Source organism: Microbacterium sp. DMC48 (assembly GCF_056313825.1).
This window is the reverse complement of the sequence record NZ_JBQUZN010000003.1, coordinates 613,867-639,757: the sequence shown is the minus strand read 5'-3', so window position 1 is coordinate 639,757 and position 25,891 is coordinate 613,867. Positions and strand designations below refer to the sequence as shown.

The following is a 25,891-nucleotide window of genomic DNA, read 5'->3' as shown; positions in this document are numbered from 1 at the left end:
CGCACGTGTCAAGGGTCTGGCGCGCGACGGCATCCGTGCATACCTTCGATGGCATGGACGACTCGCGCCCGACCGGAACCGACCTTCTGCGCCAGATCGTGGTCATCTCCACGGTGGTCTTCATGATCATCGCCGCGATGGTGGGCACGGGGCTGTTCGGCGGCACCAATGTGCGTGAGCTGCAGGGCGGGGCGCTGGATGCCGATGCCACCGTGCTCGCGCCGGCGACGCCGGCTTTCTCGATCTGGTCGGTCGTCTACGTGCTGATGATCGCGTACACGATCTGGCAGGCGCTGCCGGGCCAGCGCGCGCGGGAGCGTCAGCGCCGCGCCGGCTGGTGGATCGCCGTCACCGCCGTGCTGAACGGCGCGTGGCTGTTGACGGCACAGTTCCTCACCCTTCCGCTGACCGTGCTCGCGATCGTGCTGCTCCTGGTGGCTTTGGGGGCGACGCTGCGCGTCCTCGTCCACACGCCGGCCGAGACGTGGAGCGATCGCCTGTTCATGGACGCGACCGTCGGCATCCATCTCGGGTGGGTGAGCCTGGCCACCGTCGCGAACATCACGGCGTGGCTGGCCGCTGAGGTCGTCGCGCCGATGGACGCCGACGCTCAGCAGCTCTGGGGGGTGATCGTGCTCGTGGTGGTCGCCCTCGTCGGCATCGCGATCGCGTTCGGCACCGGCGGGCGCATCACTCCGGCGCTCGCGATGTCGTGGGGGCTCGTGTGGATCGGTGTGGCGCGCAGCAGCGGTGAGCCGCACGCGCCGGCGGTCGCCACGGCCGCCTTCGTCGTGGCCGCCGTCATCATGATCGCCGCCGTCGCCGCGGCCCTGCGGCGACGGGCGGTGGCCGCGACGATCGGCGACTGAACGGTGCGGGCGCGCCCCGCTCAGAAGGTCTGCGAGAAGGCGCGGAGGATCCGCACCGGCTCGGTGAGAGACGCGGCGAGCACCCGCGCGGCGATGCGATCGAAGTCGTTCGCTGCGAAGTAGCCGTCGTCGCGGTAGACGGCCATGCGCTCGGTGAACGCCCGGCCGGTGGGTTCGGGGTGGAACTGGGTCGCGTAGAGCGTTTCGCCGAGCCGATAGGCCTGAACGGGGCAGGCGTCGTTGGTCGCCAGCAGCACGGCGCCCTCGGGGAGGCGCCCGGTGCCTTCCTTGTGCGCCGTCAGTGCCGCGAACGTCGACGCGAGAACCCCGAAGAGGCGATCCTGCTGGGCGTCCGCGGTCAGTGTGACCGTGGTCGGTCCGGTGTCCTCCGGGTACGCCCGGGTCACCTCGCCGCCGAGCGCGCGCGTCGCGACGCCGATCCCGTAGCACGTGAACAGTGCGGCGGTCTCGCCGGATGCCGCGGCCTGCGCCAGGTGGGCGAGGTCGCCCTCCAGGCGCCGCTGCGCATCGGTCTTGGCCGACTCGGGATCGGTCACGTTGAAGGGACTGCCGCCCACGACGGCACCGCGCCAGCGTCGGGCCGCGTCGGCGGGCCACGGGTCGCGCACGAGATCCCAGCGTTCCAACTCGTTCTCGTCCAGGCGCATCGCCTGACGGAATGATTCGTACTCGGCCGCTGCCGCACCCTGCTGCGGGCGGGCGCACACGTAGACGAGGGGAGACATGTCGAGAGTCTAGGCGGGCGTGCTTCGAGGGGGCAGGTGTGTGACGTCGCTCACCGCGACGAGTTGGCGGTCCGCCCGCGGACGATGCCGATGAAGGTCTCGACGAACGCAGCGGCCGTGGCGTCCGGTCCCGTCGCCGGAGCGGCCGCCCACGCCAGAGCGATGCTCGAGGTCGGTCCGTCGGTGAGCGGGCGGTGCGCGGCATCCTTCCGGTGGTGCAGCCGCGCCAGCGACATGGGGACGATCACGATTCCCGCGCCGGATGCTGCGATCGCGATGGCGTCGGCGACGGTGTCCGGCGCAGCGAAGCGAGGGGTCTCGCCGCCTGGCACCTCGAGCTCCAGGGGCGGATGCTGCGGAACGATGATCACCTCTCCGCTCAGATCGGCGAGGGTCAGCTCGTCCGCGGCGGTGAGATGGGAGTCGGCCGCGCAGACGACCACGGGCACTTCGTCGTACAGACGGATGACGTGCAGGCCGGTGCGATCGATCGGCAGACGCACGAGCGCCGCGTCGACCGTGGCCGTCGTCAGTGCCTGCCGTTGGTCGGCGATGCTCAACGGCGCGAGCTCGAGGGCTACGTGCGGCATCCGCTCACGCCAGGTTCCGATCCATTTTCCCGGAGTGGCGCCTTCGATCGCGCCGAGGCGGAAGCGGCCGCGCGCAGGTGCGGGCGCCGTCGACGTTGCCGGTCTCGGACTCGCGCCCTTCGGTGCCCCACCGGTGCCGGCAGCGCCCTTCTTCGTCCCACGCTTCTGAGGCGAGCGGCGAGCGGATGCCGAGGGCCGCGCGGGCCTGCCGGGTCGCCCGCCCGTTCCTCCCGTTCCGCGTCCGGCCATGCAGGCCAGCGTATCCCGCCGAGGATGAGAGAGTTCAGGCGGCCAGGCGAAGGCCTCGGCGATCCGTTGCGACGCGCTCGCCGTCGGCGATCTGCTCATCGTCGCCGATGAGCGATCCGCCCGCCACGCGCGCGTGCGCGCCGACCACCGTGCGAACGCCGATCTTGGCGCGAGGGCCGATCGCGGCGCCCGATCCGATGTGCGCGTGCGGGGCGATCTCCACGTCCGGCCCGATCACGGCATCCGGTTCGATCCACGCGCCGCGGCCGATGTGAGCACCCGCGGCGATCTGCGCACCCGGTTCGACATACGCGCCCGCTTCGACCAGCGCCGAGGCGTGCACCTTCGCGCCGTTGGCGATCAGGCCGCGGCCGTTGACGTGCTTGCGATAGCGCAGTGTCTGCCCACGCTCGTCTTCGATGTCGATGTAGTTCTTACCCACGAATCCCTCCTGGTATCCGCAACGGTGGCGACCGTCGGATCATTCCCACGGCCGGTCCGATGACGCCGAGTCGCACGCGGCTTGCGAAGATGGATGCCGTGACCATCCCCGCGGACCCCGACCCGACGACCGGTCCCACCCTTGTCTTCGAAGCCAAGACCCAAGATCACTCGGTCGCGGAGGACATTCTCGGCATCCTCACAGGAACGTTCCTGGTCTCCCTGGGGCTGCACCTGCTGCACGCGGCCGGGGCGGTCACGGGCGGCACCGCCGGTCTCTCGCTGCTGCTGGGCTACGCCACGGGGTGGCCCTTCTGGATCCTGTTCGCCGCCGTCAACCTGCCGTTCGCGCTGCTCGCCGTGTGGCGGCGCGGCTGGGACTTCACGATCCGCACGATCGTCTGCATCGCACTGGTCTCCGGGCTCGCCCCGCTGCACGACGCGCTCTTCCCGATCAGCGGTCTCCAGCCGCTGTACGGCACCCTCGCGGGCAACCTGCTCGCCGGTGTCGGGGTACTGATCCTCTTCCGCCACCGCGGCAGCGTCGGCGGCATCAACATCGTCGGCCTCGAGATCCAGGACCGCACCGGTTTCCGCGCGGGGTGGACGATGATGATCTTCGACGTGCTGATCGTGGCGCTGGCGCTGCTGGTGGTCCCCTGGCCGAACGTGGTGATGAGCGCCGTCGGCGCGATCCTCCTCAACCTCGTGCTCGCCCTCAACCACCGTCCGGGCCGCTACCTCGGCCGCTGACACCGCGACATCTTCCGTCGCCGCCGGGCCGGCGTGCGCCGCGTGGCTGGTGGCCCGCGCCGCACCGGATGCGGAGTCTGGCAACGGATGCGGAGGAGCGGATGCCGCGGCATCCGATTCTGTTGCGCTGATCCGATTCTGTTGCGGCGCGCTGGCAGGCGCCGACGTGGTGGCCGTGCCGCCGGGCTGGCGGCGCGGGGCGAGTGGGCGCGGTCAGCTCTGGCAGCGGGGGCACCAGAACACGATGCGCTCGCTGGTCTGCGTGGCACCCAGCTCGGTGCGGCGGATCGGCGTGCCGCAGCGCAGGCACGGCTTGCGCTCTCGGCGGTAGACCCAGTTCTGCCGACCGGGACGGGTGTCACCGGTGAATGTCCGCGACGCGCGATCGCGGTTGGCGCGGATCATCCGCGTGGCCGTCTCGACGAGCCCGGCCGCATCCACGGCCGCGGCCGGCGTGGTGGGAAGGATGCCGCGGACGAACAGCAGCTCGTTGGCGTACTCGTTTCCCAGTCCGGCAAGGTTGCGCTGATCGAGGATCGCGACGTGAACGGCCCGCTCGTCGGCGAGGATGCGCCGTGCCGCCTCCTCGGCGTCCCAATCCGGGCCGAGCAGATCGGGACCGAGGTGGCCGACCAGCTGGTCTTCGTCGGCGGTGGCGACGAGGTCGACCATCGCGATCTCGAAGCCCACGGCATCGACGGCCGCGGTGCCGACGATCGCGCGGGCCTGGTAGGCCGGAGCCCGCCAGCGTTCGCCGCGCCCGAACACCATCCAGCGCCCCTCCATCTTCAGATGCGAGTGCAGGGTGAACCCGCCGATGCGCATCAGCAGATGCTTGCCCCGCGGCACGACCTCGTGCACCACCTCGCCGGTCAGATCGGCCGTGGCGTGGCGTGGCACGCGCAGGTCGAACCGGACGACCTCGGCACCGGCGAGCGCCTCGTGCAACCGTCGCGCCGTGCGGAAGACGGTGTCGCCCTCAGGCATGAGCGGCTCCTGACGAGCGCGCGGGCAGCCGCCTCATCGCTGCCGTCGCAGGGTGAGGCCGCGGCTGGACTCGACGAAGCCTGCGCTCTGCAGGGCGCGCCCGGACGCGGTGCCGTACACGAACGCTCCGGACACCTGCTCGACCGTGAGCGTGTCGAGGCGATGGGTGCGCGCCGTGGCCACCAGGCTCGCGGCAGCGGCGGCCAGCACCTCGTCGTCGTCGCTGAACACGAGCGCCGACCGGCCGCCGCGTTCGAGGTAGAACACCAGCTCGCCGTCGACCAGCGTGACGAGTCCGCCGGCTTTGCGCCCGGGACGATGCGAGACGCCGTCGAGCGCCGGCCAGGCCAGTGCGGCGCCGTACGGGTTCGCCGGATCGGTCGCCGCGAGCGTGACGGCGCGACGCGGCGGCGGGTCGGCGAGAGCGGCGTACTCACGGAGGCGATCGACGGTGGCGGATGCCGCGAACTGCGCGGCCCCGAGCTTCTCGATGAAGTAGCCGCGGCGGCAGTGCCCGGCATCCTCGAATCCGGCGAGCACGCGGTAGGCCTGCGCAAACCCTCCGGGGACGCCCTCGGCCTGCACGCTGCCGCGCGTCACGACGCCGTAGCGCTCCAGGAGCAGGCTCGCCGAGGCCGTCGCCCGCAGCGCGCCATCGGCAGACGGCTCGGGCAGCAGCGACCATCGTCCGCCGGCCATCGGCGCGCGCGGTGCGGCGGTGCGCGTGGCGGCCAGGGTCGTGGGGATGGAGGTCCCCCGGAACATGCGGGCGCGGGGAGCACGTCTCGCGGTGCGATGCGCCTGCGAGCCTCCGGCGAGCAGACCGCGAACGGGCGCAAAGGTGTCGTTGGTCACCCGTCCCGTCCAGGCGAGGTTCCAGAGCGCATCGATGACCGCCTGCTCGCTGGTCGCCTGCTTCATTGCTGCCAGCTGGCCGGCGAAGAACGCGCCGCCGGCGCGGAGGGCGTCGATGATGCGCTGCTCCGTGTCGGAGGGTGCCTCCGGGTCTTCCGCCGGGGTGAGGGTGAGGGCCACTGTGTCGGCGGGGTGAAGGGCGATCCACCCGTCGCGGCCGGGCAACGAGCCGTGACCCGACCAGACGACGTCGCCGGTCGAGGTGAGCTCGTCGAGCATCGCCGGTGTGTAGTCGCTCACCCGCAGCGGCAGGATCAACGACTCCCACGCGCTGGCGGGAAGCGGTACGCCCGCGAGCTGCTCGATGACGGCGAGGACGCCGTCGACACCCTCGAGCGGGCGTCCGCCGGCCGCGCCCGCGATGTGCTGCCAGGCGGGGAGGAAGCGGGCGTACGAGGCCGGCGCCACGGGTTCGACGGTGCCGCGGATCGCGGCGAGCGAGCGCAGGCGCAGACGTCGCAGCACCTCGCTGTCGCACCATTCCAGGTCGTCGATGCCGGCGCGGGAACCGCCCTCGTCGTCGGTCATCGATCGCGGGGCGGCCCCCTCGGGCAGGAAGAAGCCGCTCGCCACGCGCCCTTGCGACTCCAGCCGTTGCAGCGTCTGGCGGGCGACGGCGCCGCCGACGCCGAGCCGCCGTGCGACGTCGGCCGTGCGGAACGGGCCGTGGGTGCGCGCGTAGCGCGCGACGAGGTCGGCGAGGGGGTCGGCGACGGGCTCGAGGAAGGCGAGCGGAATGCCGACGGGCAGCGCGGCGCCCAGAGCATCGCGGAGCCGCCCGGCGTCCTCGATGGCCGCGACCCGCTCGACACCGCCGACACTCACACGGATCGCCCGACGTGCCGCGACGAGCTGATCGAGGAAAGCGGATGCCGCGCCGTGCGCGCCCGCGTCGCTCTCGGCATCCGTCGGGGACGGTGCCACACCCGCAGACGCGTCCTGCGACTGCGCAGCCGGTGGGGCCAGTCGCGCCGCGACCTCGATCGCGTCGAGCGGTCCGAGAAGGCGCAGCAGGTCGGCGACGCCCTCCAGCCCGCGCACGCGCCGCGACGGGTCCAGTCGCTGCGCCTCGCGTTCGAACTGCGCGATCACGGCCGGGTCGAGCAACTCGCGCATCTCGACCTTGCCGAGCAGCTCGCCGAGCAGGGCGGGGTCGACCGACAGAGCGGCCGCGCGACGCTCGGCGAGGGGCGAGTCGCCCTCGTACATGAAGGCGCCGACGTAGCCGAACAGCAGATCGCGGGCGAACGGCGAGGGGGTGCTCGTGGTGGTCTCGACCAGCCGGATCCGGCGGTCGCCGATGGAGCGCGCGATGCGCAGCAGCGCAGGGAGGTCGTAGACGTCCTGGAGGACTTCGCGCAGCGTCTCGAGGATGATCGGGAACGTCGGGTGGTTCTTGGCCACCTCCAGCAGCTGGGCCGACTTCTGGCGCTGCTGCCACAGCGGCGACCTCTTGTTCGGGTTCAGACGGGGCAGCAGCAGCGCGCGTGCGGCGCACTCGCGGAACCGGGAGGCGAACAGCGCCGAGCCGCCGACCTCATCGGTGACGAGTTGTTCGAGCTCGTCCGGCTCGAAGACGAACAGCTCTGCGCCGGGCGGCTCGCTCTCGGCATCCGGCACCCGCGCGATGATGCCGTCGTCGCTGGCGACCGCCGAGCCCTCGACGCCCAGCCGCTCCCGGATGCGCGCATTGACGGCCAGCGCCCACGGGGCGTGGACATGCATGCCGTACGGGGAATGCAAGATGATCCGCCAGTCGCCGACCTCGTCGCGCGAGCGCTCGACGGTCAGCGTGCGGTCGGTCGGGAGGCTTCCGGTGGCCTCCTTCTGCTCGTCGAGATAGGCCAGCAGGTTGCTGATCGCGTTGTCGTCGAGGCCCGATTCCCGCAGACGCGCCGTCGCCTTCTCGGCATCCGCTCCCGCCACCTCACGCGAGAACCGGCCGAGGGCTTCGCCCAGCTCGGCGGGCCGGCCGAGCCCGTCGCCGTGCCAGAACGGCAGCTTTCCCGGCTGACCGAACGCGGGCAGGACGTTGACGCGGTCGTGCGTGATCTCCACGATGCGCCAGCTCGTGGTGCCGAGCGTGAACACGTCGTTCACGCGCGACTCGTAGACCATCTCCTCGTCGAGCTCGCCCACCCGGGCGTTTCGCGTCTCGCCGGCGACGAAGACGCCGAACAGGCCGCGGTCGGGGATCGTGCCGCCACTCGTCACGGCCACGCGCTGGGCACCGGGGCGCGCCGTGAGGGTGCCGTGATCGCGGTCCCAGACGACGCGGGGACGCAGCTCGGCGAACTCGTCGGACGGGTACTTGCCGGCCAGCAGGTCGAGCGTCGCTTCGTAGGCCGAGCGGGGCAGCGTGCGAAAGGGCGCCGAGCGCCGCACCGTCTCGAACCAGCCCTCGACGTCCACCGGCCCGACGGCGCACGCGGCGATCGTCTGCTGCGCGAGGATGTCGAGCGGATTCTGCGGCACGCTGATCGCCTCGATCTGGCCCGCGAGCATGCGTTCGGTCACCAGCGCGGTGTGGAGGACATCGCCGCGGTGCTTGGGGAACAGTGCGGCCCGGCTCACCTCGCCCACCTGATGGCCCGCCCGTCCGACACGCTGGAGTCCCGAGGCGGCGGACGGCGGTGCCTCGACCTGGATCACCAGATCGACGTCGCCCATGTCGATGCCGAGCTCCAGCGAACTCGTCGCGACGACGCAGCGCAGGATGCCGCGCTTCAGTTCGTCTTCGACCTGGGCGCGCTGCTCCTTCGACACCGAGCCGTGGTGGGCCTTCGCCAGCTCCGGCGGGGCTCCGGCGCTCGCTCCCGCCTGGGCCATCGTGGCGGCCGGAACCGTCTGCCCGGGCAGATCGAGCCCGAGCCGCTCCGCATAGATCTCGTTGAGGCGCCCCGTGAGGCGCTCGGCGAGACGCCGCGAGTTCGCGAACACGATCGTCGAGCGATGCGCCAGGACGCGGTCGACGATGGCCTCCTCCACGTGCGGCCAGACCGAGCCGGTGACCTCGGACGGCTGCGACGGCGTGAACCAGTCGCCGTCGCCGTCGCCCTCGGCATCCGTCGCCGCCTCCGCGTCGGGATCGGTCCGCTCCGGCGGTGGGGGAGGGTTGAGCATGTCGCTCATCGGCACCACGACGCGCAGATCGAACGCCTTCGTCGCACGCGGGGCGACGATCTCGACCGGCGCGGAGCCGCCGAGGAAGCGCGCCACCTCGTCGATGGGGCGCACGGTGGCCGAGAGCCCCACGCGTTGCGCGGGCGCGCGCTCGGGGTCGTCGCCGCGACGCAGCGCGTCGAGTCGTTCGAGGCTGACGGCCAAGTGAGCGCCGCGCTTGGTCGCCGCGACCGCGTGCACTTCGTCGACGATCACCGTGTGCACGTCGCGCAAGGTCGCCGCCGCCTGCGAGGTGAGCATCAGATACAGCGACTCGGGCGTGGTGATGAGGATGTCGGGCGGGTCAGTGACGAGTCGGCGCCGATCGGCGGCCGGAGTGTCTCCCGAGCGCACGCCGACGGTGACCTCGGGGAGCGGGATGCCGAGGCGCCTCGCCGCCTGCCCGATTCCCACCAACGGCGAGCGGAGGTTGCGCTCGACGTCGACGCCGAGCGCCTTGAGCGGGGAGATGTAGAGGATGCGCGTGCCGGCGGCATCCTTCTTCCTCGCCGCCTTCTTCCGGGAGCCAGGGGGCTGCTGGGGGGCAGCGGGCTGCTTGGGCGCAGCGGGGTCTTCCGCCGCTTCGGACGCTCGCGGCGCCGGAGCCTTCTCACGGAAGACGCGGTCGATGGCCCAGAGGAACGCCGAGAGGGTCTTGCCCGAGCCGGTGGGAGCCACGACGAGGGCGTGCTTGCCGGCGGAGATCGCATCCCACGCCCCCGCCTGAGCGCTCGTGGGCTGGGCGAAGGCGCCGCGGAACCAGTCCTGGGTCGCAGGACCGAACCGCTCGAGCACATCGGCCATCGCTCCATCATCGCGCGGACCTCCGACACGCGGGGTCGCGCTCGCGCGCGGCGAACACCGACGCGTCGGGGCGGCGGAGCGCGCCCGCCGCCCCGAGGGCCGGATCAGCCGGACGCGACCTCGGTCAGCACCCCCTCCCGTAGCTCGAGCACGAGGTCGGGATCGATCCTCCCGAGGAAGCCGTCGTCGTGGCTGACCACGACGACGGCGCCGCGGAACGCCGACAGCGCGGCGACGAGCTGGTCGACCGTGTCGAGATCGAGGTTGTTCGTCGGCTCGTCGAGCACCAGCAGCTGCGGTGCCGGCTCGGCCATCACGAGGCATGCCAGCGCGAGGCGGAAGCGCTCACCGCCCGACAGCGCCGACACCGGGCGCAGCACCGTGGCCCCGCGGAGCAGGAACCGTGCGAGACGGTTGCGCAGCTCGACGTCGCCGACGCCGGGTGCGGCGCGGCGCAGGTTCTCCAGCGGCGTCGCCTCCTCATCCAGTCGGTCGATCCGCTGCGACAGGTACCCGACGCGGTCGGTGTGGGCGGTCGCGTGTGCAGGACTCCGCCTGGGCGGGCCGTCCGGACCACCGGCACCGCCGCCGGCAGCGGTTGAGGCGGAGTTGTGCACGTCGTCGTGCTCCGACGACACCGAGCCACTCGAGACGAGCCGTTCGAGGAGGGTCGTCTTGCCTGCTCCGTTCGGACCGATCAGCGCGACCCGCTCCGGGCCCTGGATGACCCACGACCGCTCGCCGTCACCGATCGTCGCGATCCGCCGGCCCGCGGCGACGCCGGGGTCGGGGAGGTCGATGTGCACCGACTCGTCGTCGCGCACGCGACGTTCGGCGGCGTCGAGCACGGCTCTCGCCTCCATCTCCTTGTCGCGCGCCTCGATGCGAAGCCGCCCGGCGGACACCTGTGCCGAGCGCTTGCGGGCTCCCATGATGATCTTCGGCACGCGCTTCTCTGCGTACGCCTTGTTGCCCACCGCCGTCCGGGTGGCCAGCACCTGGTCCTGGTGGATGCGGTCGCGCTTCTCGCGTCGTACCTGTTGGCGAGCGGCGGACTCGGCCTGCCGTGCGGCGGCCTGTTCCTCCTCATGGGCTGCGCGCCACGCGGAGTACGGACCGCCGAACGTCGTCAGCGCACTGCCGTAGAGCTCGGTCGTCTCGTCCATCTGCTCGAGCAGTGCCGTGTCGTGGCTCACGACGATGAGCGTGCCCCGCCAGCTCCGTACGAGCTCGTATACCCGCGCCCGCGCATCGCGGTCGAGATTGTTGGTGGGCTCGTCCAGCAGCGCGATGGGTGCACCGCGCAGCCGCACTCCGACCAGCGCCGCGAGCACGGCTTCGCCGCCGGAGAGGGCGTGGACGCGTCTGTCGAGCGCGTCGGCGGGCAGGCCCGCTTCGGCGAGCGCGGCCTGGGCCCGCGCTTCCACGTCCCAGTCGTCGCCGACGGCATCGAAGTGACGCTGGTCGACGTCGCCGGAGGCGATGGCGCGCACGGCATCCAGGGACGTGTCGACGCCCAGCAGAGCGGCGACGCGGGTGTCTTCGGGGACCCGCTGGGGCATCACATCGACGGTGCCGCTGCGAAAGACGGTGCCGGATGCCGGGACGCGGGTGCCCGCGATGAGGCCGAGCAGCGTGGACTTGCCGGCGCCGTTGCGTCCGATGAGTCCGGTGCGCACATCGGAGAAGGCTCCGGAGACGTTGTCGAGAGCGACGGTGCCGTCCGGCCAGGTGAAGGTGACGCGGTCGAGCACGACCGCGGGAGAAGCGTGGGGCATGGGTGCCTCCTGTCGGTGACGGGAACAGTGTCGGAGCGCGGGCGCGCACGACACCGTTCCCGGGACGACGGGAGAGGGTCGACGGCCGGCGCGGATAAGGATGCGCCGACGCGTCGAGAACCCGGGTTCCGAAGAGGGACGGAGGGATCGACGTCTCAGCGCGCAATCACAGCGCGGCGTCGAAACCCTTCAACGGTCTTCCTCACGGTCGGGACAGGAACGCCGACAGCCTAACGCACCCGCCCTCCGAAGGCCACAGCCGGCTCAGCCCTCCGCGGCGGCGAGCTGCTTCTCGAGGAAGACGCGGACGTCGTCGAGCTCCTCCTGCGACACGCTGTGGGTCAGCCCGGCATAGACGCGACCGCTCAAGGTCGCGTGCTCCGGCAGCCACTGCACCGTGTGGGCCACCGCGGCCGGCGGAATGACCTCGTCGCGGGCGCCCCGTCCCCAGAAGACCGGCGGGCGGCGTTCGGCGAGCGTCCCGTCGCCCGGAAGGGGGGTCGGGTCCGCATAGCCGGCGAGGTTCACGACGAACGCGAACCGTTCGGGGCGCAGGCGCAGGGCCTGCAGAGCGACCGCGGCGCCCTGGGAGAATCCGAGGATGCCGACCGTCTCGGCATCCGTCGTCCGATCGAGCCACGCGATCAGGGCGTCGGCGGCGTCCGTCACTGCGGTGCTCGAGCGTCCGTCGAGTCCCTCGATCGGGTACCACGACCAGCCGGGGGCGGGAAACGGCGGAGCCAACGGTGCGCGGACGGCGGCCAGCACGAACGCGTCGGGCAGAAACGGAGCGAGCCCGAACAGGTCGCGCTCGTCCGAGCCGTAGCCGTGCAGGAGCAGCAGCACGGGTCTGCCGCTGCGCGCCTCGGGGCCTTCGGACCAGAGGACGGCCCCGTCGTCGATCGCGATCGCGCTCATCACCCCATCCTCGCAGGAGGTGTCGACGCTCGCGTCGTCGCCCGGCCGACGCCGCGGACGCGCCATGGGCGGCGGTGCGGGTATACATGGAGGCATGGCCGTTCGCACCCCCGACCCCGATCCGAACGAACGCGACGACGACGGGACCCCTCGCGACCCGCTGCGCGGCTTCGGGGGAGGGGTCGGTCGTCCCGGGCACCCCCTCGGCGACGGCACGTTCGGCTCGCCGGCTCCGGAGAGCGCCGGAAACCCCGGCTGGTTGAGCGACGTCGAGCTCGCCGAGGCCCGTCGGCGGCTGCCGATCCTCTACGTCGAGGCGGTGCCGGTGCGCACGGACGGCGTAGGTGCGGTGACGCAGGTCGGCGTGCTGCTGAGGGCAACGCCGCTGGGGGAGATCACCCGGTCGATCGTGTCGGGGCGGGTGCGCTATGGCGAGACGGTGCGCGACGCCCTCTTCCGTCATCTCGAGAACGACCTCGGTCCGATGGCGTTCCCGCAGCTTCCGCCGCAACCGGTGCCGTTCACGGTGGCCGAGTACTTCCCCCTGCCCGGGGTCAGCGCCTTCCACGACGACCGTCAGCATGCGGTGTCGCTGGCGTTCGTCATCCCGGTCACCGGTACGTGCGAGCCGCGCCAGGATGCCCTGGAGGTCACGTGGATGACCCCCGAGGAGGCGTCGTCCGACGCTCTGGCCGCCGAGATGGAGGGCGGGCGCTCGACGCTCATCCGTCTGGCTCTCGCCAGCGTCGGCGCGCTGCGCTGACCGCCCCGCCGCCGAACCGACTCTCGAACCCAGGTGATCACCGTGCCCCGCAGTGAGATGCTCGTCGAGGTCGCCGGCGCGCTGCCGCTGGCGCTGCTGCTGTCGTTCGTGATCGCCTGGGTGCTGCGTCGCCTGTTCGGTGCCCGGCTCTCCCTGCCGCTGTCGGTCATGACGATCGTGTCGCTGCTGGGAGTGAGCCTGGGGCTCTTCCTGGCGGGGTGGTTCTTCGTCGGGCTGAGGCTGTGGATGCCGACCGCACTGCTGCTGGCGACCGGCAGCAGCCTCGGGCTGTCGTTCCTCGTCGCCGGCGTGGCGGCGCTGCTGCGCCGCGACGGGGCCATCGACGTCGCCGCGCTCCTGGAGAAGGGCGAGAGCGACCGTGTCGAGTTCAAGGAGACCGCGCGCTGGAACGTCCGTGACGACAAGAAGGACGCGCGGATGGAGCAGGTGGTCGCGAAGACCGTCGCCGCCTTCCTCAACAGTTCCGGGGGAACACTGCTCATCGGCGTCGACGACGACGGCCGCGTGCATGGTCTCGATCGCGACTTCGCGACGCTCCGCACCCCCGACGCCGACCGGTTCGAGCTCTGGCTGCGCGACATGCTGACGGCGAGTCTCGGAAAGAACGCCGCTGCCATGCCGCGTATCCGTTTCGCCGAGGTCGACGGCGCCACGGTCTGCGCCGTACGCTGCCCGCGAGCGCCCGAGCCCGTCTTCGTCGCCCAGGGCGGCGGCACCGAGTTGTGGGTGCGGGTCGGCAACTCGACCCGCGCGTTCGGCGTCGACGAAGCCGTGACCTACGTCGCCCGGCACTTCCGGCCCACCCTCACCGATCTTCTGCTCGGGCGTCGCTGACGACGACACCGTGACGATCGGCTTCTCCGATATCATTCGCGTGCCGGCACGCCCGAGTCGGTGACATGCCGCCGCGCCCGCCGGGGCGGGCGCCGCTTCGGAGTGTTGCCATGACCGACCGCCACGAGTCCGACCAGTCCGCCTTCGACGACCTCATGTCGGGGTCGCACGAGTCCCGATCCGACGGGGACGCGGCGTCGTTTCCCACCGTCTTCCGCGGCTACGACCGCGCCGCCGTGGATGCCGCGCTCGCGGCGTTGATGGCCGACACCGACGCCCGCCGCGCCGACGCCGACGCGCTCACCCGTCAGCTCGAGACCGCGCAGCAGCAGGAGCACGAGCGCACCGACGAGCTCGCGCGGCTCCAGGCGCGCGTCGCGCAGCTGGAGAGCGACCTCGCGGTGCAGTCCGCGCGCGCCGACAACGCAGAGGACAAGGTGCAGACCCTCTCGGCGGAGTTCGTGAGCTCTGCCGCGGAGTCCTCCCACGAACGCGAGCGGTTCGAGGACGTGCTGCGGGTCGCGGAGGACCAGGCATCCGTGATCATCAAGAACGCGAGCGTGCAGGCGGAGCGTCTTCTCCAGGCCGCCCGCGAGGAGATCGCCGCGCAGCGCGCAGCGGCTCACGCGGATATCGAGACGGTGCGCGCCCAGGCGGCGACGGATGCCGCACAGGCGAGACTGACGATCGATACCGAGCTGACGGCGCACACCGCCCAGCTCGAGCGCGAAGCGGCGCACGCCGCCGAGAAGGTCGCCCAGGCCGAACAGGAGGCCGCTGCCATCCGCACCGAAGCCGAGAAGGGCGCCGCGGCCCTGCGTGCTCTCGTCTCGCGCGAGACGGAGCAGCTCCGCGCGGAGGCGGAGGACGCGGTGCGCGAGCAGCGCCTACGCGCACTCGAGTTCGAGGAGGCCCTGAGCCGCCGGCAGGACGATGCCCAGCAGGAGTTCCTGATGCTGCACAACCAGGCCGTCGCGCACGCCGAGCGCATCACGCAGGACGCCAACGACCAGGTCGCCGCATCGCTGGAGCACGCGCAGCGCATCACGGCGAAGGCCGACGACTTCGACAAGCTCATGCGCGCCCAGGCTCAGCAGCACGAGGCCGACGCCCGGCTGCGGTCGCGCGAGATCCTGGATCGCGCGAGCGTCAAGGCGCAGAAGATCATCGACACCGTCACCGGGCATTCGCAGAGCGTGCTGCGCGACGCCGAAGACCGCGCGCGGGCGCTGCGCTGGCAGCAGCAGCAGTTGACGAGCTTCATGTCCGAGGTCAAGGAACTGCTGCGCACCGAGGCGGCGGCGGCCGACGGCGCCGAGGCCGCGTCGGTACCCGGTGCCGAGGAGATCGACGACGATCACGCGCCGCAGTGATCGCCGATCGGTGACGTCGCGGGCCCGACGTAGGCTCGGAGCATGACCTCGATCGAGCCCCTCGTCTTCCCGACCGACGCCGACGGTTGGGCGGCATTCGCGTCCGGACGCCCCGCCGCCGCTGTCGCCCTCGTCGCCGATGTCGACGCCCGCCTCGTCGGCGCGGCGGACGAGATGGATGCCGCGACGCGCCTGGATCTGTGGAACGACGCCGACCTGGCGCTGCGTCAGGCCACGTGCGAGGCCTATCTCCTGAGTGAGGCGCACCCGGATGCCGAGGTGCGCCGCGTCGCGGAAGCCCAGGTGCAGGCGCTCGAGGCGCTCTCGGCATCCCGGCTTCTCGACGCGAAGCTCTTCGCCGCGTTCGAGGCGCTGACCGGTGAGGATCTCGACGCCGACCAGGTGCGCCTGCTCGCCGAGGTGCGCCGCGACTTCCGCCGCGGGGGCGTCGCCCTTCCTCCGGACGACCGCGATCGCGTGCGCGTGCTCACCGACCGCGACACGGAGCTGAGCCTCGAGTTCTCGCGCAACATCCGCGACGGGCGGCGGGAGGTCCGTGTCGCACCCGAGGCTCTGGCGGGTCTGCCGCAGGACTTCATCGACGCGCATCCCGTGGACGACGACGGACTGATCGTGCTCACCACCGAGTACACCGACCTCATGCCGGTGCGAGAATACGCGACCGACCGTGCGACCCGCGCGGCGCTCGTCGCGGCCTACAACGACCTCGCGTGGCCGGCGAACGACGCGGTGCTCGCCGAACTGCTGACGGTCCGCGCCGAGCGGGCGCAGCTGCTCGGCTACCGAGACTGGGCCGACTACGAAACCGAGACCCGCATGATCGGCGCCGGACGCCCCGACGGCGGCAGTGCGGCGATCGCGGAGTTCCTCGCGCGTCTCGACGATGCGTCGGCCGCCGCCGCCGCGGGTGAGTACCCCGTGCTGCTCGAGCGGCTGCGACAGGATGACCCGTCGGCCACCGAGGTCACCATCGCCGACTTCTTCTACCTTCTCAGCACGCTGCGGCGTGAGCGTCACGACGTCGACGCCCAGCTGGTGCGCTCGTATTTCTCGTTCGACCGCGTGCTGCCGGGCGTGCTCGACACGACCGCGCGCCTGCTGGATGTCGAGTACGTTCCCGTCGAGATTTCCGCCTGGCATGACGACGTGCGCTCCTACGACGTGATCCGCCGCGGCGAGCGGCTCGGACGCATCCACCTCGACCTGCATCCGCGCGACGGCAAGTACAACCACGCCGCGTGCTTCCCCCTCGCGCCCGGCGTGACGGGACGCGTGCTGCCCGAGGCGGTGCTGCTGTGCAACTTCGCGCGCGGGCTGATGACCCACGACGAGGTCGTCACGTTCTTCCACGAGTTCGGTCACCTCGTGCACGACATCCTCGGCGGCGCCCAGCGCTTCGTGCGCTTCTCGGGGGTCGCCACGGAGTGGGACTTCGTCGAGGCACCGAGTCAGCTGTTGGAGGAGTGGGCGTGGGATGCCGAGGTCCTCGCATCCTTCACGGCGAACGCCGACGGCGAGCCGATCCCGGCCGACCTCGTCGCCAAGATGCGCGTCGCCGACGGGTTCGGCCGGGCACTGGAGGTGCGCCGTCAGCTCGGTCACGCCAACGTCTCCTACCACCTGCACGTCGACCGTCCGGCCGACCTGCAGGCGGCCACCGAGCACTGGTACGCCTCGACGAGCCCCGTGCAGCCGCTGCGCGGGCTGCACTCGTACGCCGGATTCGGGCATCTCACGGGGTACGGCGCCTGCTACTACACGTACCAGTGGAGCCTCGTGATCGCGCGCGACCTGCTCTCGGGCTTCGGCGGCGACCTCATGGATGCCGAGGCGGCGACCCGCTACCGTCGTGAGATCCTCGAGCCCGGCGGCAGCCGGGACGCGACCGCGCTCGTCGAGGCTTTCCTGGGGCGGCCCTCCTCGTTCGACGCCTACCGCGACTGGCTCGCGGGCGCCTGACCGGCGGCGAGGCGCGGGTCTCAGGTGAGGCGGGCGAGCTCCGCGATGAACGCGTCGACGTCGTCCTCGGACGTGTCGAAGGAGCACATCCAGCGGACTTCGTTCTTCGCCGCGTCCCAGTCGTAGAAGCGGAAGCTCTCACGGAGGGTGTCGGCGACACCGTCCGGCAGCACCGCGAACACGCCGTTGGCCTGCGTCGGCTGGCTGAACGACACCCCCGTGATCGACCCGTCGGCGATGCCCGCCTCGACGCCGGCACGAAGCCGCTGGGCCATCGCGTTGGCGTGGCGGGCATTGCGCAGGTACAGGTCTCCCTCGAGCAGTGCCACCAGCTGCGCGGAGATGAAGCGCATCTTCGACGCCAGCTGCATGTTGAGCTTGCGCAGGAACAGAAGTCCTTCCGCGGCATCCGGGTTCAGGACAACGACGGCCTCTCCGCCGAGCGCGCCGTTCTTCGTCCCACCGAAGCTCAGCACGTCGACGCCGACATCGGTCGTGAAGGCCCGCAGCGGCAGGTCGAGCGCCGCAGCCGCGTTGGAGATCCGGGCGCCGTCGAGGTGCAGGCGCATACCGCGCGCGTGCGCGTGGTCGGCGAGGGCTGCGATCTCGTCGGGGTTGTAGAGGGTTCCGAGTTCGGACGACTGTGTGATCGAGACGACGAGCGGCTGCGCGCGGTGCTCGTCACCCCACCCCCAGGCCTCGCGATCGACGAGCTCGGGGGTGAGCTTGCCGTCGTCGGTGGGGACGTTCAGGATCTTGATCCCCGCCACGCGCTCCGGAGCGCCGCCTTCGTCGACGTTGATGTGCGCGGTGGATGCCGCGATCACCGCACCCCAGCGCGGGAGCATCGACTGCAGCCCGACGACGTTCGCGCCCGTTCCGTTGAAGACGGGGAACGCCTCGACGCCCGCACCGAAGTGGTGACGGAACACCTCCTGCAATCGGGCCGTGTACGCGTCCTCGCCGTACGCGATCTGGTGTCCGTGATTGGCGGCGGCGATGGCCTCGAGGATCTCGGGGTGGACGCCCGAGTAGTTGTCGCTGGCGAAGCCGCGCACGGCGGTGTCGTGGAGAGTCGTCACGGACATCCAATCTAGTTCGACGCGCCGAGAGCGACGATCGTGTCGTTGACGGTGGCGGCGTCGAGTTCCCACAGACCGACGAACGCACGGGCCAGCTCGTCCTCGAGACCCTCGAGTGCGCGGATGCGGAAGATGACGGATGCCGCGCTCTGCGGCATCGAGCGATCGCGCGCGTCCTTCGCGAACCCCTGCGCCATCGCCCGCGCCCACGTCTCCTCGGCCGCCTTGACGGCCGCGTAGTTCGCGCCGCCGGCCAGGGGACGCGCGACCGCCGTGGACGACACGATCGCCGCGCGTGCAGCGGCGGAGGCACGCAGATCGTCCCACCACGCTCTCGTGACGTGCCGCAGGGCGCTCAGTCCGCTCTCGAGATCTCGGTAATCGGCCTCGGTCTGGCCGCGCAGCCCTCCACCGCCGCGCCAGCCGCCGACGAGGTGCAGCAGCCCATCGAGGCGCACGCCGTCCGCCGCGAGCGTCGCCGCGAAGCGCGCGACCTCCGCTTCGTCGGCGAGGTCGCACACGACGGTGCGGGCGCCCAGTTCTCGGAGGGGGATCAGAGCGTCCGCCCGTCGCCCCACCGCGATGACGTTCGCCCCCGCCGCCACGAGCGCGCGTGCGGCGGCGTGCCCGCTCGCGCTCGTCGCACCGGCGATCATGACCGAGCGCCCACGCACGCCGTCACCCATCGCGGCCCGTGATCCCCGTGGTCGAGGAGATGACGCTCTGCATCTTCTTGTCGAGCGCCTCGAAGAACATCGACAGAGGGAACTCGTCGTCCAGCACGGCGTCGGTGTAGCCCTTCGGGGCTCCGGCCAGCACGTCGTCGGGCAGACCGCGCGCCCAGAGCGACGCCGGGTGAGGGGTCACGACGCTGCTCACGAGCTCGTAGGCGGCGAGCCAGTGCGCGACCTTCGGTCGGTCGATCGACTCCCAGTACAGCCGGTCGATCGCATCGCTGAGGGCGATGACCGCCGCCGGCACCTCGTCCCAGTCGAGGGCGAGAGCGGTGTCGGTCCAGTGCAGCACGCCGCGCTGGTGCAGCCAGGCGAAGAGCAGCTGCCCGCCGAGACCGTCGTAGTTGCGCACCCGCGACCCGGTGATGGCGAATCGGAAGATCCGGTCGAAGAGCACCGCGTACGGGACGAGTCGCGCGTGATCGAGCATCTCCCGCTCGGCATCCGTCAGATCGTCGCCCTCATCGACGCGCGCGCTCAGCCGCACGGCGATGCCGACGCACTCCCGGTACGCCGTCAGATCGCATCGCAGTTCCTCCAGCGTGTACAAGAAGTACGGCATGCGCTGCTTGATCATGAACGGGTCGAACGGCAGATCCCCGCGCATGTGGCTGCGGTCGTGGATCAGGTCCCACATCACGAAGGTCTGCTCGGTCAAGCGTTGGTCGGCGAGCAGGCGCGTGACGCCCTCCGGCACATCGAGCTTCGTGATCTCGGATGCCGCGGCGACCACGCGTCGGAAACGCGCCGCTTCACGGTCCTGGAAGATCGCGCCCCAGGTGAACGCCGGGATCTCGCGCATGGCGACCGTCTCCGGGAACAGCACCGCCGAGTTCGTGTCGTAGCCGGACGTGAAGTCCAGCAGGCGGAGGGAGACGAACAGGCCGTTGGTGTAGGTCTGTTCGAGCTCGGCGATGAACCCCGGCCAGATCACCTCGCAGAGCACCGCCTCCAGGTGGCGGTCGCGGGAGCCGTTCTGCGTGTACATCGGAAAGACGACGAGATGGCGCAGGCCATCGACCCGATCGCGCTGCGGCTGGAAGGCGACCAAGGAGTCGAGGAAGTCGGGTGCGCCGAAACCGGAGTCCGCCCAGCGGTGCAGGTCGATCACGCACGCCGACAGATAATCGGCGTCGTGCGGGAACAGGGGCGCGAGAGTCTCGATCGCCTTCGCAACGACGGCGACCAGCGACGTCGCATGATCACGGTGAGCGGGGTCGGGCACCGCGCCGTCGGGTGCTTGCAGCGGCTGCAGTCGTGAGACGGCGTCCTTCAGGGCCAGCCAGGCCGGCTGCTGGGTGATCGGCCGGTCGTCTTCGACGAGCTGGGTGATCGGTCGGTCGTCTTCGACGACCTCGGGCTCTCCGATGACGGACTTCGCGGGAGTGAGAAGGGACATGGTGGGCACCTCCGATCGTTTGGCAGGAATATTTACGGCCTGAGTGGCTCGCATCGGATATTCTTCCATGTGTGGAAGATGATGTCGACCGTCGAATCGTTGCCGAGGTCTCCCGTGACGGGCGGATGACCCTGGCTGACCTGTCCGCCGCCGTCGGATTGTCGGTCTCGGCGGTGCAGGCGCGGCTCAAGCGCCTCGAGTCCCGCGAGGTCATCACCGGCTACCGCGCCCTCGTCGATGCCGATGCGGCCGGACGCCCCCTGGCCGCGTTCATCGAGATCACCCCGCTCGATCCCGCCCAGCCCGACAACGCGCCCGAGCTGCTCGAGCACCTCGACGCCATCGAGGCCTGCCACTCGATCGCCGGCGACGCCAGCTACATGCTCTTCGCCCGCGTCGCCTCGCCGCGCGCACTCGAAGAGCTCGTGCGCGACATCCGCCTCGCGGCCTCCGTCCGCACTCGCACCACCGTCGTCCTCCAGACGTTCTACGAGCACCGGCCCATCGTCCCGCTCGGCGCGTCCTAGGGCCGCCGGGCGCCGCCGACTGCAATACATCCCGCGATGGATGCCGCGACACGCGCCGTCGCGTAGCGTCGAAGCGTGTTCCGCACGCTCACCCGAACGCAGCTGACGGTCGACATCGTCGCCGCCGGCGTCTTCGCGATGTTCGCCGTGCTGGCCACCCTCGTCCCCTGGGACTCGGTGAGCTCGGGCGTGCTGCCGCCGCGCGTGGCGCTCGCCGTCGCGCTGGTTCTCACCGTGGTCTTCTCGGCCGCCGGCGCGATCCGCCGCCTCGCGCCGGAGCTGGCGCTCGCGGTCTGCTGGGTGGCCGCGATCATGCAGATGGCCAGCGGCCTGCCGCCCCTGCCGGCGAACGTCGTGATCTTCGGTGTGCTCTACACCACCGCCGCATACGGCGCCCGACGCACGTTCTGGTTCGGGCTCGCCTCATCCCTGGTCGGTGCGTTCGCGATCGCCGCCTACATCGTCGTGGTGCCGCTCCTGCTCGGAGCGGGGACGCCGAACGGCATCGGCACGTACGTGTTCGCCAGCGTCGCCACCTTCGCCTCCGCCGCGTTCGCTCTGCTGCTGTCGTGGACGACCGGCGCGCTGGTGCGCACCACGCTGCGTGCGCGCGAGAACCGCCGCGCGCAAGAACTCGCCGAGGCGACGGCGGTCGCCGAGGCCGAGCGCACCCGCATCGCCCGCGACATGCACGACGTCGTCGCCCACTCGCTCGCGGTCGTGATCGCTCAGGCCGACGGTGCGCGCTACGCGGCGGCATCCGACCCCGCCGTTGCCGCAGCGACGCTCGGCACCATCTCGGCCACGGCCCGCGCCGCGCTGTCCGACGTCCGGATGCTGCTGACGCAGCTGCGGCACACGCAGGCCGAAGGGCCACAGCCGACGCTCGCCGACCTGGAACAGCTCTACGCGCAGGTGCGCGCGGCGGGGGTCGCACTGCGCGTCGATGTCGACCCGATGCCGGCCGCCGAGGTGCCCTCGGCCGTGCAGCTCGCCGTCTTCCGCATCCTGCAGGAGGCGCTCACCAATGCGCTGCGCCACGGCGCACGCTCCGAGGTGAGCGTGCGGCTGGCGTGGCACCCTGGACGGGTGGAGCTGACCGTGAGCAATCCCATCGATCCGCCGTCGCCGCTTGCCGGCGCGCACGGCGACCGCGCAGACGGCGAGGCGCGCGGGCACGGGCTCATCGGCATGCGTGAGCGTGCACAACTCGTCGGCGGGCACCTCGAGGCGGCTCCCCGCGGGCGGGTCTTCGTGGTGAGTGCCTCGCTGCCGATCGCCGCCGAAGCGATGACGCCGGGATCCCGCGTGCCCGGGCCGACGCTGCCGGGTTCGCACGTCCCGGAGGCGGCGCGGTGAGCGCGCCAATCCGTGTCGTCCTCGTCGACGACCAGGCCCTCTTTCGCGCCGGCATCCGCATGGTCATCGATTCGCAGCCGGACCTGACCGTCGTCGGTGAAGCCGGAGACGGGGCGGAAGGCGTGCGGGTCGTCCGACAGACGCGCCCCGACGTCGTGCTCATGGACATCCGGATGCCGGTGATGGACGGCCTCGCTGCGACCGCGGAGCTGCTGTCCGATACGACGCTGGCGAGCGCACCCCCGCGGATCGTCATGCTCACGACCTTCGATCTCGACGAGGCGGCCGCGCGAGCCATTCGTCAGGGGGCGAGCGGCTTTCTCCTGAAGGACGCCGATCCGGAGTTCCTCCTCGCGGCCATCCGCACGGTGCAGTCGGGCTCGGCGGTCATCGCCGCCGCGGCCACGCGTGAGCTGTTCGCCCAGTTCTCGGCCCCTCTGCGTGCCGCACCGCCGGCGTTCGCCGAGCTCACCGACCGGGAGCGGGAGATCTTCGCCCTCGCCGCCCGCGGCCTCTCCAACGCCGAGATCGCCCAGCGCGAGTTCCTGTCCGAGGCCACGGTGAAGACACACATCAGCCGCGTGCTGGGAAAGCTCGGACTCCGTGACCGCGTGCAGCTGGTCGTCTTCGCGTTCGAGCACGGCTTGGCCTGAGAGCGCGTCGTCGCCGCATCATCCTTGCGATGTACGTCTCCGCGACGCGAGGCCGACGCGGGGCTGCAGACGCCTTCCGTAGCGTCGAGATCATGCAGATCACCACGACCGAACTCGGGCTCGCCGCTCGCGTGCAGAGCCTCACCAAGACCTACGGCGGCGGGGAGAGCGCGGTGCGCGCCCTCGACGGCGTCACCGTCGGCATCCGCCGCGGGGAGTTCACCGCCATCATGGGCCCCTCGGGCTCGGGCAAGTCGACGCTCATGCACATCATGGCCGGGCTGGACAGCGCCACCAGCGGTCGGGCGTGGATCGGCGACACCGAGATCACGGGTCTGTCCGACCTCGAGCTGACGATTCTTCGCCGGCGTCGGATCGGCTTCGTCTTCCAGGCGTTCAACCTCGTGCCGACCCTCGACGCGATCGGCAACATCATGCTGCCCTTCGACCTCGACGGACGGCGCCCGACGGCGCTGGAACGGGCTCGCATCGATGCCCTCATCGACACCCTGGGGCTGCGGGCACGCCTGCAGCACCGGCCGCACGAGCTGTCCGGCGGCCAACAGCAGCGCGTCGCCATCGCTCGCGCCCTCGCGACGGCGCCCGACCTCGTCTTCGCCGACGAACCGACCGGCAACCTCGACTCGCGCTCGAGCCGTGAGGTGCTCTCCCTTCTCGCCGCCGCCAGCCGGGATCACGGACAGTCCATCGCGATGGTGACGCACGACCCCGTGGCCGCCGCGCATGCCGATCGCGTGCTGTTCCTCGGTGACGGCCGTGTCGTCGCCGACAAGCCCGCGCAGACCGCCGAGCAGGTCGCGGCGTTCATGCTGGCCGCGGAGGTGAGGGCGTGAGCGCCCTGGTCGCCGATCGCGCCGCGCCGCCGACGATGTCCTCCCGACGTGACGCGGCCAGAGGCGGGTGGCTGCGCGAGCGCGGCATGGGGGCGAGCATTCTCGTCGCCGCCATCTCCTCCGCGTTCGGCGTGCTGCTGCTGACCGCCACCGGCTACATCGCGACCTGGGTGCGCAGCGACCCGTACCTGGGCGACAGCGAGACGGTCGCGATCGTCCTCGGCATCCTGAGCGTCCTGCTGGTCGGCGTCGCCGTGTACGTCGCTGCGATCGTGACGGCCAACACCTTCGCGACCATCGTCGCCGGTCGCACCCGTCAGATCGCCCTGATGCGGCTGATCGGTGCGTCAGCGCGGGCGCAGCGCCGCGCGGTCGGCCGTCAGGGCTGGGGCGTCGGCGTCATCGGAGCCACCACGGGACTCGTCCTGGGAGCCGCCGTCGCTGCGGTGCTCGTCCGCGCCGCCGATGCCGTGCTGCACGTCACCGTCGGCTACGCCGTGCTGCAGCCGGTGCTGCTGGTCCCCGCCGCCGTCGTGGCGATCACTACCTGGGCCGGCGCCTGGAGCGGGTCGCGCCGGGTGCTGGCCGTGACGCCGCTGCAGGCGCTCGGGGGAGCCACACCGCGCACGCGCGACGAGACCCGTTCGCGCGGGCGTACGGCGGTCGCGGCCGCCCTCGGGGCCGTCGGCGCAGCCCTGCTCGCCACCGGCGTGGTCGTCGGGACCGCATCGCCGCTGGGCGTCATCGTCGCCTTCTTCGGGGGCGTGCTGTCCTTCACCGCTCTTGCGCTGGGCGCCGTGCTCGTCATGCCGCCGCTGCTGCGTCTCAGCGGCCGTGCCTTCGGGCGGTCGGCGCCCGCGCGCTTGGCGGCCGAGAATGCGCTGCGCTACCCCGAGCGGGCCAGCCGGATGGCCATCGGCGTCGTGATGGGGGTGACGCTCGTCGTGATGTTCGCGGTCGCGAGCGCGTCGGTGAAGTCCCTGCTGACCGCGGCCGCCGACGGCGTTCCGCCTGCTGAGCTGAGCCGCGTGCTCGACACCTTTGCGGCGATCATGATGGGTCTCGTGGCGGTATCCGCGGTGATCGCCGCCGTCGGGCTCGTCAATCTTCTGACGATCGGCGTCGTTCAGCGCCGACGCGAGCTCGGTCTGCTGCGTGCGCTGGGGTTGTCGTCGGCGCAGGTGCGCACCGTGGTGCTGCTGGAGGCCGTGCACGTGACGGTCACGGCACTCGCGTTCGGTCTGGTGCTCGGCGTCGCCTACGGCTGGGTGGCGGCGCAGTCGCTGCTCGGGTCGGTCGCGCTGCCACCGTCGTTCTCGTCGCCGACGATCGTGGCTCCCGCCGTGCCGTGGATGCCGGTGCTCATCGTCGTGGCGGCGACGGCACTGCTGACTGCCGTCGCGACGGTCGTACCGACGCGGCTGGCGACACGGGTGAGCGCCGTGGAGGCCCTCGCCGAATGAGTCTCCGGGCGCATCGGGAGCGCCCGGACACCGGCCGCCGCGGTCACGGCTTCGACCGTGGCGGCCGGCTTTTCCGAAGGGTGGCGGTCAGCGCGTCGACGCGTCGACGGGGACGCTCTGCACGGTGTCGGGGTCGTACGCCCAGGTCGGCGCCAGCGCCTTCAGCCGCGCGCCGCGCCACTGCCACGTCGCCCACAGCACGGGCCAGAGCGCGGCCGCCGCCGCACCGCCGATGACGAGTCGGTCGCGCCAAAGGGTTCGCGACGGATCGCCCGGTGCGGGGGAGACGGCCATCTGGTGGTCCCAGACATCGAGGGCCGCGAGAGGGCCGGTGAGCGGGATGCCGCTGTCGCGGAAGATGCGGACGGGACCGTTCGCATCGTCCACGTGACGCTCACTCACGTGGATCAGCTGCTGTCCGAGCGTGATCCGCCCGGCGACGCTCATGCGAACGGGAACGTCGGCGCCCGCCTCCAACCGCGACGGCAGCCCCTCTGCCGCCATCGGCACCAGTTGCACGAAGGGGCCGTACAGATCGGCCACCGCCCGCGGCGAGTGCAGCGCTCGCCACGCGGCATCCGCATCGCAGTCGAGGACGAGCTTCAGCATGATCCGCATGTGCCCAGTCTCGCATCCG

General features: G+C 71.6%; 22 protein-coding genes. 11 read left to right on the top strand and 11 right to left on the bottom strand.

Annotated features, from left to right (window positions below; translation table 11 throughout):
- Window positions 1-53: 53 nt before the first annotated feature.
- Complete coding sequence (locus ACT53O_RS02990) at window positions 54-869, top strand: tryptophan-rich sensory protein (protein ID WP_476151299.1); 816 nt, start codon at window positions 54-56, stop codon at window positions 867-869.
- Between the two features lie 20 nt (window positions 870-889).
- Here the strand turns inward: ACT53O_RS02990 and ACT53O_RS02985 are convergent, their stop codons facing one another.
- The 3 genes from ACT53O_RS02985 to ACT53O_RS02975 are packed head-to-tail and all read right to left on the bottom strand — an operon-like array spanning window position 890 to window position 2,896.
- Window positions 890-1,615, bottom strand: a complete 726-nt coding sequence (locus tag ACT53O_RS02985) for a glutamine amidotransferase-related protein (RefSeq protein WP_347418317.1) — start codon at window positions 1,613-1,615, stop codon at window positions 890-892.
- A gap of 50 nt (window positions 1,616-1,665) precedes the next feature.
- Window positions 1,666-2,454 carry a substrate-binding domain-containing protein gene (locus ACT53O_RS02980; protein ID WP_476151298.1) on the bottom strand — a complete coding sequence of 263 codons (789 nt, stop codon included), beginning with the start codon at window positions 2,452-2,454 and terminating at the stop codon, window positions 1,666-1,668.
- A gap of 34 nt (window positions 2,455-2,488) precedes the next feature.
- On the bottom strand, window positions 2,489-2,896 hold the full coding sequence (locus tag ACT53O_RS02975; protein ID WP_005050582.1) for a UDP-3-O-(3-hydroxymyristoyl)glucosamine N-acyltransferase: 408 nt from the start codon (window positions 2,894-2,896) through the stop codon (window positions 2,489-2,491).
- 89 nt (window positions 2,897-2,985) lie between these two features.
- Here ACT53O_RS02975 and ACT53O_RS02970 point away from each other — a divergent pair, with 89 nt between their 5' ends.
- A complete protein-coding gene (locus ACT53O_RS02970) occupies window positions 2,986-3,648 on the top strand; it encodes a YitT family protein (RefSeq protein ID WP_036316769.1) in 663 nt (220 codons plus the stop codon).
- Between the two features lie 213 nt (window positions 3,649-3,861).
- Here the strand turns inward: ACT53O_RS02970 and ACT53O_RS02965 are convergent, their stop codons facing one another.
- The 4 genes from ACT53O_RS02965 to ACT53O_RS02950 all read right to left on the bottom strand — a co-directional run bounded on the left by ACT53O_RS02965 (window position 3,862) and on the right by ACT53O_RS02950 (window position 12,212).
- Window positions 3,862-4,635, bottom strand: coding sequence for a DNA-formamidopyrimidine glycosylase family protein (locus ACT53O_RS02965; protein WP_476151297.1), 774 nt, complete (start codon window positions 4,633-4,635; stop codon window positions 3,862-3,864).
- 33 nt (window positions 4,636-4,668) lie between these two features.
- Window positions 4,669-9,516 carry an ATP-dependent helicase gene (locus tag ACT53O_RS02960; protein WP_476151296.1) on the bottom strand — a complete coding sequence of 1,616 codons (4,848 nt, stop codon included), beginning with the start codon at window positions 9,514-9,516 and terminating at the stop codon, window positions 4,669-4,671.
- A 104-nt stretch (window positions 9,517-9,620) separates the two neighbouring features.
- Complete coding sequence (locus ACT53O_RS02955; protein ID WP_476151295.1) at window positions 9,621-11,294, bottom strand: ABC-F family ATP-binding cassette domain-containing protein; 1,674 nt, start codon at window positions 11,292-11,294, stop codon at window positions 9,621-9,623.
- A gap of 264 nt (window positions 11,295-11,558) precedes the next feature.
- The gene (locus tag ACT53O_RS02950; protein ID WP_347418322.1) at window positions 11,559-12,212 is read right to left on the bottom strand and encodes an alpha/beta hydrolase; all 654 of its coding nucleotides are present in this window, start codon (window positions 12,210-12,212) and stop codon (window positions 11,559-11,561) included.
- Window positions 12,213-12,306: 94 nt separating this feature from the next.
- Here ACT53O_RS02950 and ACT53O_RS02945 point away from each other — a divergent pair, with 94 nt between their 5' ends.
- From ACT53O_RS02945 to ACT53O_RS02930, 4 genes are all read left to right on the top strand, one after another.
- Window positions 12,307-12,975 carry an NUDIX hydrolase family protein gene (locus ACT53O_RS02945; protein ID WP_347418323.1) on the top strand — a complete coding sequence of 223 codons (669 nt, stop codon included), beginning with the start codon at window positions 12,307-12,309 and terminating at the stop codon, window positions 12,973-12,975.
- Between the two features lie 33 nt (window positions 12,976-13,008).
- On the top strand, window positions 13,009-13,830 hold the full coding sequence (locus ACT53O_RS02940; protein WP_476151294.1) for an AlbA family DNA-binding domain-containing protein: 822 nt from the start codon (window positions 13,009-13,011) through the stop codon (window positions 13,828-13,830).
- A gap of 110 nt (window positions 13,831-13,940) precedes the next feature.
- On the top strand, window positions 13,941-15,203 hold the full coding sequence (locus ACT53O_RS02935) for a DivIVA domain-containing protein (RefSeq protein WP_347418325.1): 1,263 nt from the start codon (window positions 13,941-13,943) through the stop codon (window positions 15,201-15,203).
- A gap of 42 nt (window positions 15,204-15,245) precedes the next feature.
- Window positions 15,246-17,183: a M3 family metallopeptidase gene (locus ACT53O_RS02930; protein ID WP_476151293.1), complete on the top strand. Its 1,938-nt coding sequence runs from the start codon at window positions 15,246-15,248 to the stop codon at window positions 17,181-17,183.
- Between the two features lie 20 nt (window positions 17,184-17,203).
- On the opposite strand, the gene ACT53O_RS02925 is transcribed toward ACT53O_RS02930, so the two are convergent.
- The 3 genes from ACT53O_RS02925 to ACT53O_RS02915 are packed head-to-tail and all read right to left on the bottom strand — an operon-like array spanning window position 17,204 to window position 20,398.
- Window positions 17,204-18,271, bottom strand: a complete 1,068-nt coding sequence (locus ACT53O_RS02925) for a threonine aldolase family protein (RefSeq protein ID WP_432206816.1) — start codon at window positions 18,269-18,271, stop codon at window positions 17,204-17,206.
- Window positions 18,272-18,276: 5 nt separating this feature from the next.
- Window positions 18,277-18,951 carry an SDR family NAD(P)-dependent oxidoreductase gene (locus ACT53O_RS02920; protein ID WP_476151292.1) on the bottom strand — a complete coding sequence of 225 codons (675 nt, stop codon included), beginning with the start codon at window positions 18,949-18,951 and terminating at the stop codon, window positions 18,277-18,279.
- Window positions 18,944-20,398: a DUF6421 family protein gene (locus tag ACT53O_RS02915; protein WP_476151291.1), complete on the bottom strand. Its 1,455-nt coding sequence runs from the start codon at window positions 20,396-20,398 to the stop codon at window positions 18,944-18,946. Before ACT53O_RS02915 ends, ACT53O_RS02920 begins: the two co-directional genes overlap by 8 nt.
- 71 nt (window positions 20,399-20,469) lie before the next feature.
- On the opposite strand from ACT53O_RS02915, the gene ACT53O_RS02910 reads away from it, so the two are divergent.
- The 5 genes from ACT53O_RS02910 (at window position 20,470) to ACT53O_RS02890 (ending at window position 25,254) form a co-directional block, all read left to right on the top strand.
- Window positions 20,470-20,925, top strand: coding sequence for an Lrp/AsnC family transcriptional regulator (locus tag ACT53O_RS02910; protein ID WP_081767941.1), 456 nt, complete (start codon window positions 20,470-20,472; stop codon window positions 20,923-20,925).
- A gap of 75 nt (window positions 20,926-21,000) precedes the next feature.
- Entirely contained in the window at window positions 21,001-22,284 is a 1,284-nt protein-coding gene (locus ACT53O_RS02905; protein ID WP_476151290.1) for a sensor histidine kinase, read from the top strand.
- Window positions 22,281-22,937 (top strand): response regulator, encoded by a 657-nt coding sequence (locus tag ACT53O_RS02900; protein ID WP_036316733.1) that lies wholly within the window; start codon window positions 22,281-22,283, stop codon window positions 22,935-22,937. The genes ACT53O_RS02905 and ACT53O_RS02900 overlap by 4 nt, the downstream gene beginning before the upstream one ends.
- A 92-nt stretch (window positions 22,938-23,029) precedes the next feature.
- Complete coding sequence (locus tag ACT53O_RS02895; protein WP_036316731.1) at window positions 23,030-23,791, top strand: ABC transporter ATP-binding protein; 762 nt, start codon at window positions 23,030-23,032, stop codon at window positions 23,789-23,791.
- Entirely contained in the window at window positions 23,788-25,254 is a 1,467-nt protein-coding gene (locus ACT53O_RS02890; RefSeq protein WP_476151289.1) for an FtsX-like permease family protein, read from the top strand. Before ACT53O_RS02895 ends, ACT53O_RS02890 begins: the two co-directional genes overlap by 4 nt.
- A gap of 87 nt (window positions 25,255-25,341) precedes the next feature.
- On the opposite strand, the gene ACT53O_RS02885 is transcribed toward ACT53O_RS02890, so the two are convergent.
- Window positions 25,342-25,872 carry a hypothetical protein gene (locus ACT53O_RS02885; RefSeq protein ID WP_294979693.1) on the bottom strand — a complete coding sequence of 177 codons (531 nt, stop codon included), beginning with the start codon at window positions 25,870-25,872 and terminating at the stop codon, window positions 25,342-25,344.
- Between the last annotated feature and the right edge of the window lie 19 nt (window positions 25,873-25,891).